This window comes from Streptosporangium sp. NPDC020072 (assembly GCF_040631445.1).
Lineage (GTDB): Bacteria > Actinomycetota > Actinomycetes > Streptosporangiales > Streptosporangiaceae > Streptosporangium.
In genome coordinates, this window is sequence record NZ_JBEYAB010000008.1 from 271811 (window position 1) to 290572 (window position 18762).

General features: G+C 67.0%; 16 protein-coding genes and 2 pseudogenes. 9 read left to right on the forward strand and 9 right to left on the reverse strand.

Annotation, left to right across the window (positions count from 1 at the left end):
• Window positions 1–42 precede the first annotated feature (42 nt).
• Window positions 43–495, forward strand: a complete 453-nt coding sequence (locus ABZ470_RS21355) for a hypothetical protein (protein WP_362913186.1) — start codon at window positions 43–45, stop codon at window positions 493–495.
• A 147-nt stretch (window positions 496–642) separates the two neighbouring features.
• On the opposite strand, the gene ABZ470_RS21360 is transcribed toward ABZ470_RS21355, so the two are convergent.
• A complete protein-coding gene (locus ABZ470_RS21360) occupies window positions 643–1575 on the reverse strand; it encodes a WYL domain-containing protein (protein ID WP_362913188.1) in 933 nt (310 codons plus the stop codon).
• 91 nt (window positions 1576–1666) lie between these two features.
• Between ABZ470_RS21360 and ABZ470_RS21365 the strand changes: the two genes are divergently transcribed.
• On the forward strand, window positions 1667–2080 hold the full coding sequence (locus ABZ470_RS21365) for a VOC family protein (protein ID WP_362913190.1): 414 nt from the start codon (window positions 1667–1669) through the stop codon (window positions 2078–2080).
• 21 nt (window positions 2081–2101) lie between these two features.
• Here the strand turns inward: ABZ470_RS21365 and ABZ470_RS21370 are convergent, their stop codons facing one another.
• The 4 genes from ABZ470_RS21370 to ABZ470_RS21385 form a co-directional block, all read right to left on the reverse strand.
• Window positions 2102–3340 carry a sigma-70 family RNA polymerase sigma factor gene (locus ABZ470_RS21370; protein WP_362913192.1) on the reverse strand — a complete coding sequence of 413 codons (1239 nt, stop codon included), beginning with the start codon at window positions 3338–3340 and terminating at the stop codon, window positions 2102–2104.
• Window positions 3337–3660, reverse strand: a complete 324-nt coding sequence (locus tag ABZ470_RS21375) for a YciI family protein (protein ID WP_352012376.1) — start codon at window positions 3658–3660, stop codon at window positions 3337–3339. The genes ABZ470_RS21370 and ABZ470_RS21375 overlap by 4 nt, the downstream gene beginning before the upstream one ends.
• 53 nt (window positions 3661–3713) lie before the next feature.
• Window positions 3714–4334, reverse strand: a complete 621-nt coding sequence (locus ABZ470_RS21380) for a dihydrofolate reductase family protein (RefSeq protein ID WP_362913194.1) — start codon at window positions 4332–4334, stop codon at window positions 3714–3716.
• 347 nt (window positions 4335–4681) lie between these two features.
• On the reverse strand, window positions 4682–5575 hold the full coding sequence (locus tag ABZ470_RS21385; protein WP_362913196.1) for a helix-turn-helix domain-containing protein: 894 nt from the start codon (window positions 5573–5575) through the stop codon (window positions 4682–4684).
• A 228-nt stretch (window positions 5576–5803) separates the two neighbouring features.
• Between ABZ470_RS21385 and ABZ470_RS21390 the strand changes: the two are divergent.
• Window positions 5804–5878 (forward strand): annotated as a pseudogene (locus ABZ470_RS21390) (hypothetical protein); the annotation flags it as partial.
• 11 nt (window positions 5879–5889) lie between these two features.
• On the opposite strand, the gene ABZ470_RS21395 reads toward ABZ470_RS21390, so the two are convergent.
• Entirely contained in the window at window positions 5890–6144 is a 255-nt protein-coding gene (locus ABZ470_RS21395) for a hypothetical protein (protein WP_362913398.1), read from the reverse strand.
• Window positions 6145–6247: 103 nt separating this feature from the next.
• On the opposite strand from ABZ470_RS21395, the gene ABZ470_RS21400 reads away from it, so the two are divergent.
• Complete coding sequence (locus ABZ470_RS21400; protein WP_362913198.1) at window positions 6248–6457, forward strand: hypothetical protein; 210 nt, start codon at window positions 6248–6250, stop codon at window positions 6455–6457.
• A 52-nt stretch (window positions 6458–6509) separates the two neighbouring features.
• Here the strand turns inward: ABZ470_RS21400 and ABZ470_RS21405 are convergent, their stop codons facing one another.
• Both ABZ470_RS21405 and ABZ470_RS21410 read right to left on the reverse strand, forming a co-directional pair.
• On the reverse strand, window positions 6510–6821 hold the full coding sequence (locus tag ABZ470_RS21405; RefSeq protein ID WP_362913200.1) for a transcriptional regulator: 312 nt from the start codon (window positions 6819–6821) through the stop codon (window positions 6510–6512).
• Window positions 6818–7498, reverse strand: coding sequence for a hypothetical protein (locus ABZ470_RS21410; RefSeq protein WP_362913202.1), 681 nt, complete (start codon window positions 7496–7498; stop codon window positions 6818–6820). The genes ABZ470_RS21405 and ABZ470_RS21410 overlap by 4 nt, the downstream gene beginning before the upstream one ends.
• A 536-nt stretch (window positions 7499–8034) precedes the next feature.
• Between ABZ470_RS21410 and ABZ470_RS21415 the strand changes: the two genes are divergently transcribed.
• The 4 genes from ABZ470_RS21415 (at window position 8035) to ABZ470_RS21430 (ending at window position 17964) form a co-directional block, all read left to right on the forward strand.
• Entirely contained in the window at window positions 8035–8739 is a 705-nt protein-coding gene (locus ABZ470_RS21415) for a hypothetical protein (protein WP_362913204.1), read from the forward strand.
• A gap of 265 nt (window positions 8740–9004) precedes the next feature.
• Window positions 9005–9223, forward strand: a complete 219-nt coding sequence (locus tag ABZ470_RS21420; RefSeq protein WP_362913206.1) for a hypothetical protein — start codon at window positions 9005–9007, stop codon at window positions 9221–9223.
• 633 nt (window positions 9224–9856) lie between these two features.
• Window positions 9857–17479 (forward strand): RHS repeat-associated core domain-containing protein, encoded by a 7623-nt coding sequence (locus ABZ470_RS21425; protein WP_362913208.1) that lies wholly within the window; start codon window positions 9857–9859, stop codon window positions 17477–17479.
• Complete coding sequence (locus tag ABZ470_RS21430) at window positions 17473–17964, forward strand: hypothetical protein (protein WP_362913210.1); 492 nt, start codon at window positions 17473–17475, stop codon at window positions 17962–17964. Before ABZ470_RS21425 ends, ABZ470_RS21430 begins: the two co-directional genes overlap by 7 nt.
• A 31-nt stretch (window positions 17965–17995) precedes the next feature.
• Here the strand turns inward: ABZ470_RS21430 and ABZ470_RS21435 are convergent, their stop codons facing one another.
• Window positions 17996–18202, reverse strand: coding sequence for a hypothetical protein (locus tag ABZ470_RS21435; protein WP_362913212.1), 207 nt, complete (start codon window positions 18200–18202; stop codon window positions 17996–17998).
• Between ABZ470_RS21435 and ABZ470_RS21440 the strand changes: the two are divergent.
• Window positions 18164–18265, forward strand: a pseudogene (locus ABZ470_RS21440) (IS5/IS1182 family transposase); the annotation flags it as partial. The gene ABZ470_RS21435 and the pseudogene ABZ470_RS21440 sit on opposite strands and share 39 nt — an antisense overlap.
• Window positions 18266–18762: the final 497 nt, after the last annotated feature.

The following is an 18762-nucleotide window of genomic DNA, read 5'->3' on the forward strand; positions in this document are numbered from 1 at the left end:
GCGTTAGGCAAGCGTTAGGACTCGGCATGGCAGGCTGGCCGGGTGAAACGTCGCTCGCTTGCCGCGGTGCTCGGCTGGGTGGCGGTCGCCTGCGCCACGACGGCGACCACTACCTGGGCGATCGCCCTGCTGGGACAGGGGTTAAGCCGGCAGGTCGTCTCCCCGATGAGCCACGCCGAGATCACCCAGGCGCTCGCCGCGGCCACGGCGGCCGGGGAGACGGGCGGTCCGCCCTCTCCCTCCGAGGGAGCCGGGGGAGTCAGCCGGGCCTTCACCACCCCCGGAGGGTCCGTCGTCGGCACCTGCGTGACCGGCCAGGCGTCCCTTCTCGCGTGGAGCCCGGCGCAGGGGTACGCCACCGACGATGTGAGCGAGGGGCCGGGGCCCTACGCCTCGCTGGAGTTCGAATCCGAGAACGACAAGATCACCGTCAGGATCACCTGCGTCCGGGGCGCTCCCACGATGACCCTCAAGGAGGACGGGGACCGCGACTAGGTTCCCGTCGATCTTGGCAACGTGGTCGTGACGTCACCAAGGATGTCGGCGGGGCCGGTCCATGATCGATCCCACGCGTGGGTGTTTCCGCGTTACCACAAGCACCACCATCGGTCCCTCCGTGCGTCTCGGCCATGAGAGACGGGGTTAACGGTCCTGCCGGCCGTACAGCGCGGTGAGCTGGGCGGCCAGTTTCGCCAGCTCGTCCTGGACGGACCGCGGTTCCTCCACGACGACGAGGTCGCCCCAGCCCGCGAGCTGGCGGGCGATGTCCAGCGCGGTCGGGGCGGTGAGTGTGACCCGGACCCTCTCACCGTGGGAGATCACCTCGCAGTGGCGGCCGAAGCGGTCGCGCAGGACGCGTAGGTAACGGGCCTCGACGGTCGCGGTGGCGGTGGTCGTCGAGCGTCGTGCCTCCATCGCGGTGACGACCTCGTCCCAGGCCGCCGCGAGGTCGAAGCGCTCCGGGCGTTCGGCCGGTTCCTCGGTGATCTCGGCGTCGGCGATCCGGTCGACGCGGAAGGTCCGCTGCCCGTCGGGGGTTCCGGCGATCAGATACCAGGTGTCGTCCTTGTCGACGAGACCGAGCGGCTCGACGACGCGCTCACGTCCGGAGTAGGTGAGGCGGGTCTTCCGGCGCCGGACCACCGCGTCCTCCAGCAGGTCGACGAGCACGGGCCGCGTACGGCGGTGCTCGCCCCAGCGGGCGGAGTCGACCACGACCGCGTCCGCCGCCGCCTCGGCCTCCTGCCGGAACGTCGTCGGCAGGGCGCGCACGAGTTTGCGCAGCGCCGCCTTGGCCTCCGGCGCGATCGCGGCGGCCGGGCCGAGCAGCAGGAACAGCGCCCTGGCCTCTGAGGCCTTGAGCCCGGACAGGTCGGTGCGGGCACCGCCGAGCAGTGCCCAGCCGCCGCCGCGTCCGGCCTGCGGGTACACGGGGATACCCGCGGCCGACAGGGACTCCAGGTCACGGCGGGCCGTGGCGACCGAAACCTCCATCTCGGCGGCGATCTCCGCCGCCGTCACCCGGCCACGTGACTGCATCAGCAACAGGACGGCCACCAGACGATCTGCTCTCATGCTTCGATCCTGCCAATAAAAGTGCTCATTCCATGAGCAGTTTGGCTGACAGGATCGATCTCACAAGCCACCGAGCGGAAGGCAGCAGGACATGCTTCGCGGACTCACCACCATCAGCTTCTACGCCCACGACGTCGCCGCCGCCCGTGACTGGTACGCCGAGTTCCTCGGGATGGAGGCCTACTTCCAGCGGCCCGAGCAGGGCGAGCCGGTCTATGTGGAGTTCCGGGTGGGCGACTACCAGCACGAGCTGGGAATCATCGACGCGCGCTTCGCCCCGCAGGGCTGGAGCGCCGAGAACGGCGGGGCGATCGTCTACTGGGCGGTGGACGACCTGGAGGCGACCTGGGAGCGGCTGCTGGAGATGGGGGCCGTCCCGTTCGACAAGCCGACCGAGCGCGGCCCCGGCTTCGTCACCGCCTCGGTGCGCGACCCGTTCGGCAACATCCTCGGCATCATGATCAACAACCACTACATGAACGTCCTCGCGAGCCGGAAGGGCTGACGCCGCCCCCTCCTGCGGGCGTTACCGCAGCTGGTCGCGGCGGTGGGTCAGGTAGGCGGTCTCGGCGGCGTTACCCGCCAGGTCGATGGCCCTGTCGTAGGCCGCGCGGGACTCCCGGCCGCGGCCCAGCCGGCGCAGCAGGTCGGCGCGGGTGGCGTGGTAGGCGTGATAGCCGGCCAGCCTGTGCTCAAGACGGTCGACGATCGCCAGCGCCACCTCCGGGCCGTCGAGCTCGGCGACCGCGATGGCCCGGTTGAGGGAGACGATCGGTGAGGGGTCGAGGCGGACGAGCTGGTCGTAGAGGGCCAGGACCTGCGACCATTCGGTGTCGCGCATGTCGCGGGCGGAGGTGTGCACGGCGTTGATCGCCGCGAGGATCTGGTAACGACCCGGTGCCGCTCCCGTGGCCGCGGCGGCGAGACGCTCGCGCACCAGCCGGTGCCCTTCGGCGATCAGCGCCGTGTCCCACGCCTCACGGTCCTGCTCGTCGAGAGCGACCAGTTCGCCGTCGGCCGAGACCCGGGCGGGCCGGCGAGCCTCGATGAGGAGCATCAGCGCCAGCAGCCCGGCCACCTCACCGTCGTCCGGCAGGAGGGCACGGATCAGGCGGGTGAGCCGGATCGCCTCGGCGGTCAGATCGTGACGCAGGGGATCGGTGTCGGGACCGGTGGCCAGGTAACCCTCGTTGAAGACGAGGTAGAGGACGGCGAGCACACCGGAGACACGGGCCGGGAGATCCTCGACGGACGGCACGCGATAGGGGACGCGGGCCGCCTTGATCTTGGCCTTCGCACGGGTGATCCGCTGCCCCATGGCGCTCTCCGTCACCAGGAAGGCGCGGGCGATCTCGGACATGGTCAGCCCGGCGACCATACGCAGCGTCAGCGCCACGCGGGTCTCCATCGACAGCGCCGGGTGGCAGCAGGTGAAGATCAGCCGGAGCCGGTCGTCGTCGATGACGCCGAGAGGCTCGGGCGGGTCGCCGTAGGCCATCTGAGCCTTCCTGTGCTTGTCGTCGCGCTTGTTCTCGCGCCGGATCCGGTCGATGGCCTGGCGGTTGGCGGTGGTGGTCAGCCAGGCCCCCGGACTGGGAGGCACGCCGTCGGCCGGCCACCGCTGGACGGCGGTGGCGAACGCCTCGGCGGTCGCCTCCTCGGCGATGTCGAGGTCACCGAAGCGCCTGGTCAGGGAGGCGACCACCCGCGCCCATTCCTCACGGTGGGCCCGGGTGATCGCCTCACGGACGTCGATCCCGTTCACAGGAACGGCCGCACCTCGACCTTCCGGTTGCAGGCCTTCGATCCCTCGGCCGCCAGCTTGAGCGCCACGTCGAGGTCGGCCGCCTCGATGATCCAGAAGCCGGCGAGATACTCCTTGGACTCCAGAAAAGGCCCGTCGGTGACCATCTCCTCGCCACCCCGGTTGTCGATGACGGTGGCCGTGCCGGGCGAGGCGAGGCCCCCGGCGAAAACCCAGTGGCCGTCGGCCTGGAGCCGGTCGTTGAACACGTCGATCGCGGCATCCTCGTCCGGGGTGGCGAGGCCGGCCCGGTCGTGGATCACGGAAACCAGGTATCGCATCTGAAGATCATCTCCTGTGGTGTCGGGGCTGTGCGGTGTACCGGTCGGGAATCTCAAGGCGTCGCGTACCGCGGGCGTCCGGCGGGCCGGTAGACCTGGATCGCCACGCCCTTGGAGTCGACCCGCGACTCGACCAGGTCGAGCGCGAGATCCGGGCCGACCTCCGGGAACAACCGCGCGCCCTGCCCGAGAACCACGGGAACGACGATCAAGGTCATCTCGTCGACCAGGTCGTTCTCCAGCAGCCAGCGGATCAGGACGCCGCTGCCGTGCACCTGCAGCTCACCTCCCGGTTCGGCCTTCAGGTCCGCGACGGCGCTCGCGAGGTCGTCGGACAGGACGGTGGTGCCCGGCCACGCCGGATCGGTGAGCGTGGTCGACGCCACGTACTTGGGTCGTGTGTTCAACGCCCGCATGACAGGCTCCCAGGCAGGGGCGTCCTGAACCGTCATGGTCCCCCACGAGCCGGCGAACAGCTCGTAGGTCCGCCGCCCGAACAGGAACGCGTCGGCGCACTGGTAGGTCTGGTTGATGAACGCGCGGGTCTCGTCGTCACCCTTGCCCAGGGCCCATCCGCCGCGCTCGAACCCGTTCCTGCGGTCCTCGTCCGACGCGCCGCCGTTTCCCTGCATCACTCCGTCGATGGTGACCTGAGTCATGGTCGTCAGCTTCATGATCGCGGTTCCCCTGCCCTGACTTGCCTTGGCACCGTCCCGTATGAACGGCCTTACCCCTGCTACGAACACCACCGCCCCGATCCGACACCGCCTCCGGGATTTCTTCGAAGAACTTTCCGGAACGCCGGTCGCCCGTGATCCGACAACACGGCTTCCCCAGGCATGCGGGGAGTCTGGGCGCGGAAGCCGGCGACGCGCTGGATCCGCCGGCTGAGGCCGAGCCCACGTCGCGCAAGGCGGCCCGCACGACGGCCTCGGCGACGAAGACGCTTGTGCCACCGATGGAGGTGTGGAGGAACGACCGAGCCGATCACCGGTTCACGGCGGTCGCCGGTCCGCCACCGTCAGGCGTCCTGCGGACGGTGACCGAGCCGGAGGTCCCTGGAGAGGTGCGGCCTGGCGGGCGCTTCGCGGCCGGGCCATGCGATGTCGTCAACGGCGAGGAACGGCTCGCCGGCCACGGTCGCGGGGGTCGTTCCGGTGAACGCCATGACATCACGATGCAGATGGGACTGGTCGGCGTAGCCGGCGTCGGCCGCGACCTGGGCCGCGCCTTCACCCGCGACCAGGCGGTGGGCGGCATGGTCGAAGCGGACCAGCTTCACGGCACGCTTGGGCGGCAGGCCGAGTTGCGACCGGAACCGGGACCACAGCCGCTTACGGCTCCACCCGACCTCGGCCGCGAGCCCGTCGACCCGGGTCAGACCACGGCTGCCGACGATCCGGTGCCAGGCCCAGGCCACCTCCGGATCCACCGGCGGCCCCGCCTCATACCGGCGGACGAGCAGTGCGTCCGTCAACGCGAAGCGATCCTGCCACGACGGGGCATCGCACAGTCGCTCACGGATCCGTGACGCCTCCCGGCCCCACAGGTCGCCCAGGGACACGACGGCGCCGTCGAGGTCGGCGGGGGAGACGCCCAGAACGGCGCCTGCGATCACCGGGGACAGACGCACCTGCACGCACTCGACGTTCTCTCCCCGCGCCAGGACCGCGCCTCCGGACCCCAGCCCGGGCCCGGCGACGACGCTTCCCCGTTGCTGTTGCCCCGCGGCGCCGTCGAGGACGGGCGAGCCGGCGCCGAACTCCAGGAGCAGCGTCACGGCCGGGTGCGGGACCATCCGGAGCGTGTCCAGGTCACGGACACGGAACCCGGCCATGGTGACACCGGCCACCCGGCTGGGCCGTCGCGGGCACGCGACGTCCCAGACAGCCGCGCCATGCACGAACGTAGGCACCGTCCCATGCTACGAGAGCCGGTTGAGGGGAACATTCGTCCAATCCACCGGCCCACGCCGGCGGAGCCAGTGGGCCCATGACTGTTTCCGACGGCCGGCCGTACGCGAACGACGGCGCCGAGAGTTCGACCCTGTCGCTGGACGGCTGCGACATCCACGTGTGCCAGGACGGCCCCCGCGCTCCTGCTCATCCACGGGTCCGCGTCCTCCACCCGCTCGTGGGACCCGATGGTTGCGCTGCTGACAGGGTCCCACCGCGTCATCCGGATCGACCTGCGCGGGCACGGCCGGTCGGCCAAACCGGCCGACCGCGACTACGCGATCCCGGAACAGGCACGCCGGGCAGGCGCGGCACTGGACCGGTCGACCAGTGACCGGCGCATGCGCGCCGACCCGTTGGTGTGTCGTCCGTGAGACATTCGCTCGAACAACCGGTAGAACGTCGCCCGCGACGGCACCACCACGCCGTCTTGGCCGGCGAGCATCCCGACCCGCCAGTGGAAATAGCTCGCGGTGCGCGTCGATGCGCCGGTGGCCTCCTCAATCGCCTGCCGCAGCGCCTCGACCACGCGTGGCCCAGTTCGTCCGGTGACCGGCTGGAGGCGGTCATGACGGCCGTCGATCAGTCCGGCCAGGCCTTGGGTCTGGTAACGCAGCCGCTTGCGTTTGAGCGTGCGCGTGCTGACCTTGGGCGTCCCTCGGTGGCCGGTCGGCGGCCTTGGCCTGCTCGCGCTGGGTGAGCGTCGTGGTGGCCGGGTCGAAGTGCGGGTGTGGTCTCGCACCGGCAGGCGCGTCGGCCCGGACGCCTGTGAGCACTTCCAGAACGTACTGCTCCCACCACAGCGCCTCCTGCCCGGTGGTTGTCAGCGGATTCTCGGCTGATCCTCAGCCGGCTACCGGCACGGCACAAGCCCGGCGACCGTCGGCATGAGGATCAGCTTTCGTTGGCGCGGTGGCGGTGGACCAGTTCCTCCAGCGCGGTGATCTCCTTTGAGAGTGCTACGCGGCCTTCCTTGGTAATGACGATCCATGTCTTCGGGCGCCGTCCGTCGTATCCCTTCTCCAGGGTGATCAGTCTGGCCTCCTCCAGGACGGCGAGGTGACGGTTGAGGTTTCCCCTGGTCAGTTGGAGCACCTCGCACAGGTAGGTGAACTCGACCCGAGACGCCTCGCCGGCGATGGTAAGGATGCCGAGGCGATGGCGCTGGTGGACGGTGTCATCGAGATTTCCGGTCGGGTAAGTCATGGGTGTGTCTTTCGCCGGACGGTCAGTCCGCCCACGAGGAGGATCATGGCCGGGAGCAGAACGGGACTGCCCTGGAGAAGACCGTAGGGCATCTCCTGCGGGGAGACGCCGAACAGGTGGAACAGGCGGTGGTACTGGTTTTGCACGTCATAGACGACGGCCGGGACGGCTGTCGCCGTGTAGAGGGCGGTGACGATCCAGAGATGGCGGCTGCGTTCGGCCCGGGCCAGGGCGATCAGGCCGAGGGCCGAAGCCAGGAGGCCGAAGGTGTCGCGAATGAAGAACGGCCAGAGGAGGAAGCCAACCAGCGGCAGGAGCGTCCAGACCAGCGGGGCCGCCCCAGCGGTGCTCCAGATGATCGTTGGGTTTCGCGGTGAGGTCTGAATGCCCGCCCGATGGCCGTGGCGGCGATACCACCACACGGTGAGCCCCGCCCCGGCGACTAGTCCGGCGAGCCAGACCATATCGATCCACTCTCCGAAAGGCCAGGTGAAGGTTCCTTCCGGACTTTCCCGCAACTCGAAGTCGATGACATAGAGCGGGGCGGTGGCCAAGGTGAAGCCTCCGAAGAACAGCAAGGGAAAGCGGAAGGCGTGCCGGTCCGTGCGGGCTCGGGCGCGCAGGACGTTTACTTCGTCGAGCAGGTTGCCGGCCTCATTGGCCGCGTTTTGCGTCATGACCTGACCTCCACTATGTCGGCTTCCCAGACATGTTTGCATCGCAGACATGATTGCCGCAAGCCGACCGATGAACCGGTGTGCTTACTTCAGACGACTTGCGGTATCGGAAGCGGACCCCTCGCGACTTCCGATACTTCGACGTGGCACGTCCAGGAGCCCAATGGCCCGGAGAGGGTCCGGCCTCTGTCAAACCAGCTTGGCGCCCGACACCAACCGGGCGCATGGTTACCGCTGCCAACGATCGGGTGCTCAACACCCGCCACATGCCACCTTCAGTGAGACGCCGGGTCTCGATCGTCCTTCTCGTGCCAACTGTGTGAGACGGAACGCCAGGACACGCCAATTTCACCGAGACAGGTGCCACCTTCGCTGAGACCGGACAACGCCATGCGGGAAGACATGCCGCTGATGGGCCCCTGGAACAGTTCATGATCATCTCGGAGTAGGTTCGGACATAAGTCCGACTTACCGCCCATCGTCGCCGGTCGCGATGCATGATCACCGAAAAGGATGCACCGCGACCGGACACGGGAATGGCCGCCCGCACCGCCGGCATGTACGGCTCGCGGCGCCTCGGTGGCGCGCGGGCGTTGTTCCTGTTCCGGAGCGAGCGTGAACTCGACCACCACCACCGTGACGTGCCACGGCAGAAGGAGCTGCTGCGCGACGCGTTCAAGGGCATGCACGCCGACGTGGACCGCTGGCTGGACGAGCTTGACCACACCCCGGCGTTCTACTTCGACTCGGTCACGCAGCTCCGCATGGACACCCGGACGCGGGGGAGGGTGACGCTCGTCGGCGACGCGGGTTACAGCCCCGGCCCGGCCGTAGGCGGCAGTACCAGCCTGGCCGTCGTCGGCGCGTACGTCCTCGCCGGGGAGCTGGCGCGAGCCGGCGGCGACCACGAACGCGCCTTTCCCGCCTACGAGCGGGCGATGGCCGAGCACGTGCGCGGCAGCCGCGCGGCCGCGCTGAGCGCGGCGAGGACCCTGGTCCCCGCATCCCACCTCGGCGCGCTGGGACTGGCCCAGGGCGCCCGCCTGATCTCCGCCCTGCCCGCAGGACCCCGCCGAGCCCTCCTGCGCCTCACCATCAGAAGCGCACGCCTCTACAACTCCATGGCCGTCGACGACCACCCGCCGTCTGCCACGTCAGCAGGCCGGATCCGCCTCACGGGGAGCCTCGGGAACGGGCTCAAGTGCTCGTCCTGCTGCCGGTCCGGCCTGCGGAACCGGTGAGCAGCAGCCCGGCCGACGTTCAGCGAGCTTTTCCGTTCCGCAAGAGCTCCGCTCCGCACGCAGGTCGCTCCGTGGTCGGCTCTCCGCTCGGATCGGCACCACATTGAGCAGCAGGCGTGAAGCCCACGGGGGCACCGCGCTGATCGTCGGCGCCGTTGTGGGCCGGGCCAGCCAGGATGCTGCGACCGTGGCAGGGCCCGGTGCGCCAGCGATGACGCATCTGTACGGAAGGCGGCAGGCCCGCGCTTCGTCTACGGCCCGGCTGGTGTCTCCGGCATCAATCAGGTCGTCCTGGCCGTCGACGACGGACTTCCGGGCCCACGCCCGCGCACCGGCTCAGCCACCCCGGCTGCGCGAGGGCGGCACCGAACCCGCTCAGGTCCAGGCCCTGCTCGGGCATTCCTCTGTCGAGACCAGCGCCCGCCACTTCCGCGCTGGCGCGTCCGAGCAGACCGCCGTCGTCGACCAGGTCTTCGAACTGTAGGAAACGTCCCTGCATGGAGACTCGCGGTGATTTCCCCGGATCACCCGCCGTGTTTCAAGCGCAGAGACGTCGGTCGGGGTGTGTAAGAGCAGCACGCGTCGTTTCGCGGGGGACGACGAAGCGCCTCTGGGTACACCAGCTCAACGATAAATCAAGCAGGAAAAAAGTGGTAAATGTCACTATGGTATTGCGTTTGGCTTATTTGTTACTTATGTAGTTCTTGTTCGCTACAAAAATCCATGTGTACCTTCTGATGGTCTAACGAGACGCATGCTCCGAACCGCCAACCTTGTCCCTTATGCGAGCTTGGGGCCTGGTGGGGCGGGTTGTTGGGCTGCCTATTGATGGTCCGGAGGGTGACGGCGTATGCGCCGTACTTTGTCATGGCCGAATTCGGTTCGCTTTGTCTCTCTTGTGCTGCTTGCTTCTTTTCCCGGCTTGATGCAGTTACCTGCTCAACCCGTATACGCGGGGCAGACGGCGCCTGTTGCGCGACGGGTGAAGACGCCGAAGCAGATGCAGGGGTCGGCCGCCGGGCTTTCGCACTTCGTGGAGACGAAGGCCACTCAGTCGCAAAGCGCCGCGGGTACGGCGAAGGCTTCAGCCTCGGAGCCGAAGCTCCCCAAGGGGACGTTGCCGCTTGACACCCGCAGCGAACCGAAGGCCACGTGGACGTCGCCCAAAAGGCCCGGTTCGGGGGTTCTCCTGCCCAAGGGCCGTAACACGCTGACGCTGTACAGCCCGTGGATCGCCTCCTACTTCCCCAAGAGCAATGAGCAGGTGGACACGCTGACGCCGTACCTGCGCGCCAACGCCGCGGGGTCCAACGCAGGAGGCGGCAATGACGAGTACCGCTACAAGGTCTGCCCGGCGGGCAGCAGCACCGGCTGCGCCGACTCCGGATGGCGCAGCTGGATCGAGGCGGGATGGAGGGTGCCCGCCGGAGTGCTGCAGTGGGGCAAGGCCTACACCTGGAGCGCCTCGGTACAAGACACCGTAACCGGCGAGGCGAACACGCTCAGCAACCTAGTCTTCGTCACCGGAGTCCGGCAGCCCGTCATCGGTTCACAGCTGGCGACCCGAGGCGTCAACGGCCAGGAGTTCCACCAGCTGGCCGGGAACTACACCACCGCCTTCACCGACGCCACCGTCGCCACCCCCGGGCCGCCGCTGTCGATCGTGCGTTCCTACAACAGCCTCGACGGACGCCTCGACGGAATCTTCGGCGCCGGGTGGTCGACCCGCTACGACATGAAGATCCAACCCCAGGGCGGCACCCCGCAGACCCTCATGGTGACCTATCCCGACGGCCGCAAACTGCGCTTCGCCGCCAAGGCAGCCGCCGCGGGAAGCCCCGTCTTCTTCCAGCCCCCTCCCGGAATCCACGCCACCCTGGCCACGGTCACCGCAGGCGGCTGGAAGCTGATGGACAAGTCCTCCACCTCCTACCTCTTCGACGCCCAAGGCCGTCTGACGAAGGTGACCGACCAGCGCGGCCGTACCCAGGACCTCACCTACGACACCGGCGGCAAACTGACGCAGGTCACCGCGACGGGCGGCCGCTCCCTGTCCTTCACCTGGAGCGGCGACCACGTCGCGTCGGTGGCCACCGACCCGGTGGACGGCCAGCCGCTCACCTGGACCTACACCTACGACGGACAGCGCCTCACCCAGGTATGCTCCCCGCTGGCCGCCCCCAACTGCACGACCTACGGTTACACGACCGGCTCCCGCTACAAGGACGTCGTGCTCGACGACCTGCCCGTCGGCTACTGGCGGATGGGCAACACCCTGTCCGGATCCGGCGGAGAAGGCGGGCCGTACACCTGCTTCCCCGACGAAGCCGACATGGTCGGCTGCGCCAACCTCCCCGCAGGCGTCCAGACCGGCAAACCCGGCGCCCTGAGCGGCACCTCCAACGCCTCGGCCAGCTTCCAGGGCAGCGGCACCTCCTCCGGGATGGAACAGCCCGAACTGCTGCCCCAACTGGGCACCAGCATGTCGGTCGAATCCTGGTTCAAGACCACCGACTCGGGATTCCTGTTCTGGGCCGGATCCAACTCCTGGAACCCATTTGATTCGGGAATCAACGTTCCTGGCCTGTATGTGGGTGTGGACGGCAAGCTGCGCGGACAACTGAACGCCTGGTTCGGGGGGACGCCGATCGCCTCCACGCAGACGGTCAACGACGGCCAGTGGCACCACGCCGTCATCACCGCCGCCGACGACACCACCAAGCTGTACGTGGACGGCGCGGTCGCGGGCACGCTCAACGACGGCGTGGACACCGGGACCTGGTTTCCCACCGCGATGATCGGAAGCGGCGCCGCGGACTCCTCCCTTCCCGGCTCCCCGGCCGGACGGCCCAACCCGGCCGAATTCGGCTTCAAAGGCCTCATCGACGAGTTCGCCGTCTACGACCACGCACTGACCCCTCAGCAGGTCAGCGCGCACTACAACGCCCGCGCCGAAGAGTCCTCCAAACTGAACAAGATCACGCTGCCCTCCGGCCGGGTGTGGATGTCGACCACCTACAGCACGACCACCGACCGGGTCGCCACACACACCGACCAGAACGGCGGCACCTGGACCCTGGGCGAGGTGGACCGCATCGACGGCGACGGCCTGTCCACGATCACCGTGACCGACCCCAAGAACAACACCCTCAACTACACCCACGACGCCTGGCGCGGTGACCGTCTGGTGAGCCGGAAGGATCAGCTCGGCAAGATCACCGCCTACGAATACGACACCGGCGGCTTCCTGGCCAAGGTCACCGACCCCAACGGCAACACCGTCAAACAGGTCAACGACGCCCGGGGTAACGTCACCGCGGTCACGACCTGCCGGGCGGCGGGGAACTGCCAGACCGCCTACCGTTCCTACTACCGCAACACGAGCGACGAGTTCGACCCGCGCAACGACCAGGTGGTCGCCGGTCGGGACGCCCGCTCGGCCAGCGGCAGTGACAACACCTACGCCACCACCACCGAGTACACCACCTACGGTGAGCTGGCCAAGGTGACCACCCCGGCCACCCCAGACTTCCCCAATGGTCGCTCGGTGACCTACACCTACACCGACGGCACCGAGTCCGCGGTCGGTGGTGGTGACACACCGGCCGGGCTGGTGAAGTCGGAGAAGGACGCCAGGAACAACGAGACGACCTACCGCTACACCGCGGCCGGGGACCTGGCCGAGCAGACCGACGCCTCGGGACTGGTCGTCAAATATCAGCGTGACGCGCTGGGCCGGATCACCTCGCGAACCGAGGTCTCCACGGCGAACCCGAACGGGGTGGCGACGACCTTCACCTACGACGCGGCGGGCCGCCTGGCCACCCACACCGGTCCGGGGGTCAAGAACGAGGTCACCGATGTCACCCACACCGCGCAGACGCGGTACACCTACGACGCCGACGGCAACAGCCTCAGCGACACGGTGGTGGACCTGACCGGCGGAGACCCCGAGCGTAAGACCACCTACACCTACGACGACCACGGCCGTGCCGCGTCGGTGACCGGCCCGGAGGGCGCGGTTGTCCGTTACACCTGGGACGAGGTCGGAGCACGGACCAGTGTGACCGACGAGGTCGGCAATCTCTTCCAGTACGGCTACACCGTCCGGGGTGAGCTGGCCTCCCGTACTTTGAAGAACTGGACGGGAAGCCCGGTCAGCCCGCAGGCGCCGCAGGACAAGGTGCTGGAGTCCTATGCCTACGACCCGGCGGGACGCTTGGCGGCCACGGTGGACTCGATGGGCCGCAAGCTGACCCAGACCTATTTCACCGACGACCTGCCCGCACAGGTCATCGCCGACGACGTCAAACTCAACGGTTCCACCACCCCGCGGGACGTGGTGCTGGAGTCCAACAGCTACGACGCGGCCGGAAACCTCGTCTCGGCCTTGGACTCGGGCGGCAGGGAACGCACCGACTACGTCTACGACGCCGCGGGCCGGGTGACGTCGGAGACCTTCGACCCGAGCGGGCTGGCCCGTAAGACGGCCTACGTCTACGACGCCAACGACAACGTCGTCAAGACCACCCTCACCGGGGCGGGAAGCACTCGGCAGGAGGCGACGGAGTTCTCCTACAACTCCGACGACATCCTCACCCACCGCACGGTGAAGAACGGCGCCGACGACATCATCACGACCCGGACGGTGGACGAGCGGGGCCTGGTCACGGCCGTGGTCGACCCGCGTGGACACGTGAGCGGAGCCGATCCGGCCGACTTCACCACCACCTACCGTTACGACCTGGCCGGACAGCTCATCGAGGCCCGCTATCCGCAGGTGAGGGTGGAGAAGAACGGGACGGTCACGACCGCCAGGCCCGCCACCAGGAGCGGTTACGACAGCGCGGGCCGCCAGACCCATTCCGTGGACCCCGAGGGCGGCACGGTGGTTACCGCCTTCGACAAGGTGGGCCGGGTCACATCGGTGACCGCGCCGTCCTACACCCAGCCCGGTGGGCAGACGCTGGTACCGAAAGTCAGCTACGCCTACGACGCGGCGGGCAGGCCGACCAGCGTCACCGATGAGCGTGGCACGGTCCGCACGGCCGAATACGACGCGTTCGGCAACCCCGTCCGGTTCACCGATCCGGCCCCCGGCGGGCAGCGGACCCTGGAGTATGACCTCCTCGGTGAGCAACTGGCCGAGACCGACCCCACGGGTGCCCGTACCGAGGCGACCTACGACGATCTGGGGCGCCAGATCACCCGCACGGTGATCGAACGCAGGCCCACCCCCGTGGCGCTGACCACCCGGATGGAGTACAACGACGCCGACGACCTGACCAAGGCTGTCGCACCCGGCGACAAGATCAGTCTGTACGGGCTCAACGCCGCGGGCGAGGTGACGTCGCAGACTGACCCGCTGGGCAACGTCACCACGACGGCCTACGACCTGGGGGGCCGTACGACCAAGAGCACCGATCCGCTCGGTAATGCCAGCGCCGTCGAATACGACCTGGCAGGCCGGCAGATCGAGGCCAAGGACCTGGGCGGCAACGGTTCCACCCTGCGCTCGACCACCTTCGGCTATGACGCGGCGGGCAACCAGGTGCGCACCACCTCCGGCGAGGGTCGTGTCACGACGATGCGCTATGACGCGCTCGGTGAGCTGGTCGAGCTGGTCGAGCCGGTCGCCGCGAACACGACGATCACCACGACCTACGGCTACGACGCCACCGGCGCGCTGACCCGCACCACCGACGGGCGCGGCAACACCGTGTGGACGACCTACAACAGCTGGGGTCTGGTCGAGTCGGTGATCGAACCGTCCACCCAGGCGCACCCGGCGGCGGCGGATCGAACCTGGACCAACGTCTACGACGTGGCGGGCGAGCTCGTCTCGGTCCAGCAGCCGGGAGGAATCCGGGTCGACCGGCAGTACGACGCGCTGGGCCGGCTGACCAAGCAGACCGGTACTGGTGCGGCGGTGACGACGCCGGATCGAACCTTCGGCTACGACGCCGCCGACCGTCAGACGGCCATCGGCGACTACACGCTGGAATACAACGACCGTGGCCTGCTCACCAAGGTCAGCAAGGCGTCGAACCAGATCGCGACATTCGGCTATGACGCGGCAGGCAACCCGGTGCAGCGCGCCGACGCCTCCGGCACGGCCACGTTCGGCTGGGACAAGGGCGAACGCCTGACCACGGCCGCCGACCCGGTCTCCGCCCGGTCGTTCACCTACGGCTACGACGGGGCCGACCGGCTGACCACGCTCACCTCGGCCACCCCCACCACCACCCAGGGGTTCGGCTACGACGCCATGGACCGGCTGACCTCGCACACGCTGAAGAACTCAGCGGGCACCCAGCTGGCGAAGATCGTCTATGAGTGGAACCGAGACGACAACCTCGTCTCCAAGACCACCGAAGGTACCGCCGGAGCGGGCACGAACACCTACGGCTATGACCAGCTTGGCCGACTCACCTCGTGGAAAGCGCCCAACGGCAACACCACCTCCTACACCTGGGACGCCTCGGGTAACCGCACTTCTGCGGGTGACAAGACCTTCACCTACGACGAACGCAACCGGCTGGTCTCCGGGGGCGGAACCGACTACACCTATACCCCGCGCGGCACGCTCGCCAGCGAGACGACCGCGGGCGCCACCAAGAACCTGACGTTTGACGCCTACGATCAGCTGATCTCCGACGGGGACGTCACCTACGGCTATGACGCGCTGGGCCGGGTGGTCTCCCGTAACCAGGCGAACGACGACCAGCGGTTCGTCTACTCGGGCATGGCCAACGACATCGTGGCCATCACCGACGGCGCCGGCACGGTCAAGTCGCGATACGGCCGCGGCCCGTCGGGAGACCTGCTGGGCATCGAGGAGGGCGGCCAGCGGCTGGGAGTGATGAGCGACCTGCACGACGACGTGGTCGCCACCTTCTCCGGCACCGGCCTGGTCGACTTGGCCTCCTACAGCCCGTTCGGCGAGGTGGTCGCGAGAACCGGAACCCAGCGTGCACTCGGCTATCAGGGCGAGTACACCGACCCGGCCACCGGCAAGGTCAACATGCACGCCCGCTGGTACATGCCGGGCACAGGCGGGTTCGCCTCCCGCGACGACTGGACGCTGTCGCCGTATCCGTCGATCAATCTCAACCGCTACACCTACGGCAACGCCAACCCGCTGGCCAACACCGACCCCAGCGGACACTGCCCGATCTGCATCCCCCTGTTGATCGTCGCGGTCCGGGTGCTGGCCCCGATCGTGATCCGGGCAACGGTCCGGGTGGCGGCCCGGGCGCTCCCGCGCGTGATAGGAGCGGCCGCCAAGGTCAAGCCGAAGCTCAAACCTCCGGCGATCAAACCCGCCTCTCCCAAGGTTCCAGCGGCCAAGGCGCCGGCGAAGCCGCAACCGGCAAGGCCGCAGGTATCCAAGCCACAGCCGAGCAAACCACAGGCGTCAGCGAAGGGTGGCGGAGGAAGAAAAGGCTCGTCCGGCACAGGCAAGACCGCCCGTCCAAGCACCAGCAAAACGGCACGCCCGGGCACCAGCAAAACGGCCCGTCCCAGCACGAGCAAGACAGCACGGCCCGGTACGGGCAAGACAACCCGCCCGGGCACCAGCAAGACGACGCGGCCCAGCTCAAGCAAGTCGACCCGTCCGGGTTCGGGCAAGACAACACGAGCCGGTTCCACCAAGACAACCCGATCGGGTTCGAGCAAGACGACCCGTTCAGGCACCGGCAAGACCGCGCGTCCGGGAACAGGAAAGGGGCCGGGGTCGGGTGCCAAGGGCCCGACGCACAACACCACCAAACTGGACCTCGCCACAGAGGCCTTCGAAGAGTCCGCACGCTTCACCGGTGTCGACCTCCCCGACCTCGGCGGCTTCGACGGCTGCTCCAGCGTGCGAAGCTGCGCCAAGGACGTCGTGGAGGAATTTGTCGACAACACGATCGACGAAGTCGTCGATAACGTCCTGGACCAGGTGACTCCGGACCTGCCGATGATGGACCCGCCGGGCACCGGGGGAGCGACCTGCGGACCAGGCGATAACAGTTTCGTGCCGGGCACCCGGGTGCTGATGGCCGACGGCTCGACGAAGCCGATCGAGGACGTCAAGGTCGCAGACCAGGTCGTGGCCACCGACCCCGTCTCTGGCATCACGGCCACCAGGCCGGTCGTCACCCTGATCACCGGTGACGGTGTCAAGAACCTCGTCGACATAATGGTCGACATCGACGGCGACCGCGGCAAGGCCACCGACCTCATCACCGCCACCGACGAACACCCCTTCTGGGTCCCGTCCTTGCGTATCTGGGTGAAGGCGGCCGACCTCCAGCTCGGGATGTGGCTGCAGACCTCAGCCGGCACCCACGTCCAGATCACCGCCCTGCAGAAACGGACCGCCATCCAACGCGTCCACAACCTGACCGTTGACGGCCTCCACACCTATCATGTGGTAGCAGGCGACCAGGCAGTTCTCGTTCATAACGACGGTCCTGAGAAGAAGAAGAGAGCAGCAGACCTTCCTTGGAATGAAAACGCTTCTGGCGATCACACTGTGTTTGAGTGGGACGACGAGAATGGGCGCATAAAGAGATATCAAACTTGGATCAAAGAGCCGAGGAGTCCAATTGGCTGGCGAAAAGGGCCCAGATTCAGGGGAACTGGCATGCCGCACAGCGGAATCAATCCTCCGCTTTACTATCCAAAGGGTGGGGGGTATGGCGAGCGAGCTAGTGGGGAAAATCTCCCGCGAGGATACGAGGATTCATGCTGAATCCTCGTGAGGGTATGCTGGAAATCCTCCGTGCGGCATATCCTGAAGTAGTTTTAAATGACGAGGTCGCCTATTTCGGAGAAGTGGCTTCGCTATATTCGGCCCTCGCGTGCAGTGCCCTTTTTTGGCCGAGATTGATAGAGATTGATGGCGCAGTTTTTGTTGCCCTGCACGGCGACGATGAATTTGAATTGGCCAATCGCTTTCGAAGTTTAGTCAACAAAGAGGGCATTCATCCTCACACTTCGATCTGGAGGGAATGGATAAGCACTTTTAACAAGTTTGAGATCGTTCACTTATTTAATCATTGGAGTGGGCCGCAAAATATAATGGGGCCGGCGGCTGAGGCCCTCGGAAAGGTTTTGGTGCAGACCTGGTCGGCTCGTCTCCGAGAATGCTACCCAACGCGCACCTTCGAGGTGGAGCTCATCCTTGATGATGGGGAGGAAAGCACTCGGATAGTAGTGCGCCAGTTGTCCGAGTAGCGTTTGAGGTGAAGGTTTGATCGAGGTGTTTTCACAAAAACACCTCGATCAAACCTGGGCTTATATTGCCGATCTTTACGGATATTTCAATAAAAATGGCAGGGCGGACGCAGCTCCGGAACGATCGGGCAGCGCCGAGCGCACTTTCATGATGTGGGGCCGAAAGTGCTTGGTGGACGGATGAAGTAGAGAGCGGTGCCGCCTGCGCATCCGCTGGGAGATCCGCGACGACATCCATGAGGCCTTCCTCAGCCTTGGTTGCGCCCTGAGCTGCTGGCGCCGTCTGAGCTCATTGCGTTAAGAGTTCTTAGCGATGATGAATGCTTTGCGATCGCCGACAGGGCGAGAGACGAAGCCCGTGAGGCTATGTCGAATAAGCAACGTAGAAAACGCGTCATGATGGTTGGGGTAGTCGACTGTCTCACAGGAGCGGTGGCAGTCGGAAAGAAACGGTCGGAGAAAGGAGGATCAACGCACTGTGCTGAGGATCTCGGCCGGGATGATCTTGTCAGCCGCGGGTCACTGCCCGAGTATCTTCGATACGGGCACCCAGCCCATCCAGACTCAATGAATGAGGCGAAATTCTGTGACAGGTGTCGTACTCGGATCAGTCCGTCGCAGGTTCCACTTGATCTAAGCCGGCCAGCCCGATAATGTAAAAGAGGTATGATTGTGTGGGATTGACGAGAGCTTGAAACATTGAGTGGTGATGCATCGGGCACCCCACCAATCATGCAGAAACTTCTGTGGGAGCATAATTGAGGATTATTGCCGGGGGCGCCTTTTGGCGGAGCTTCC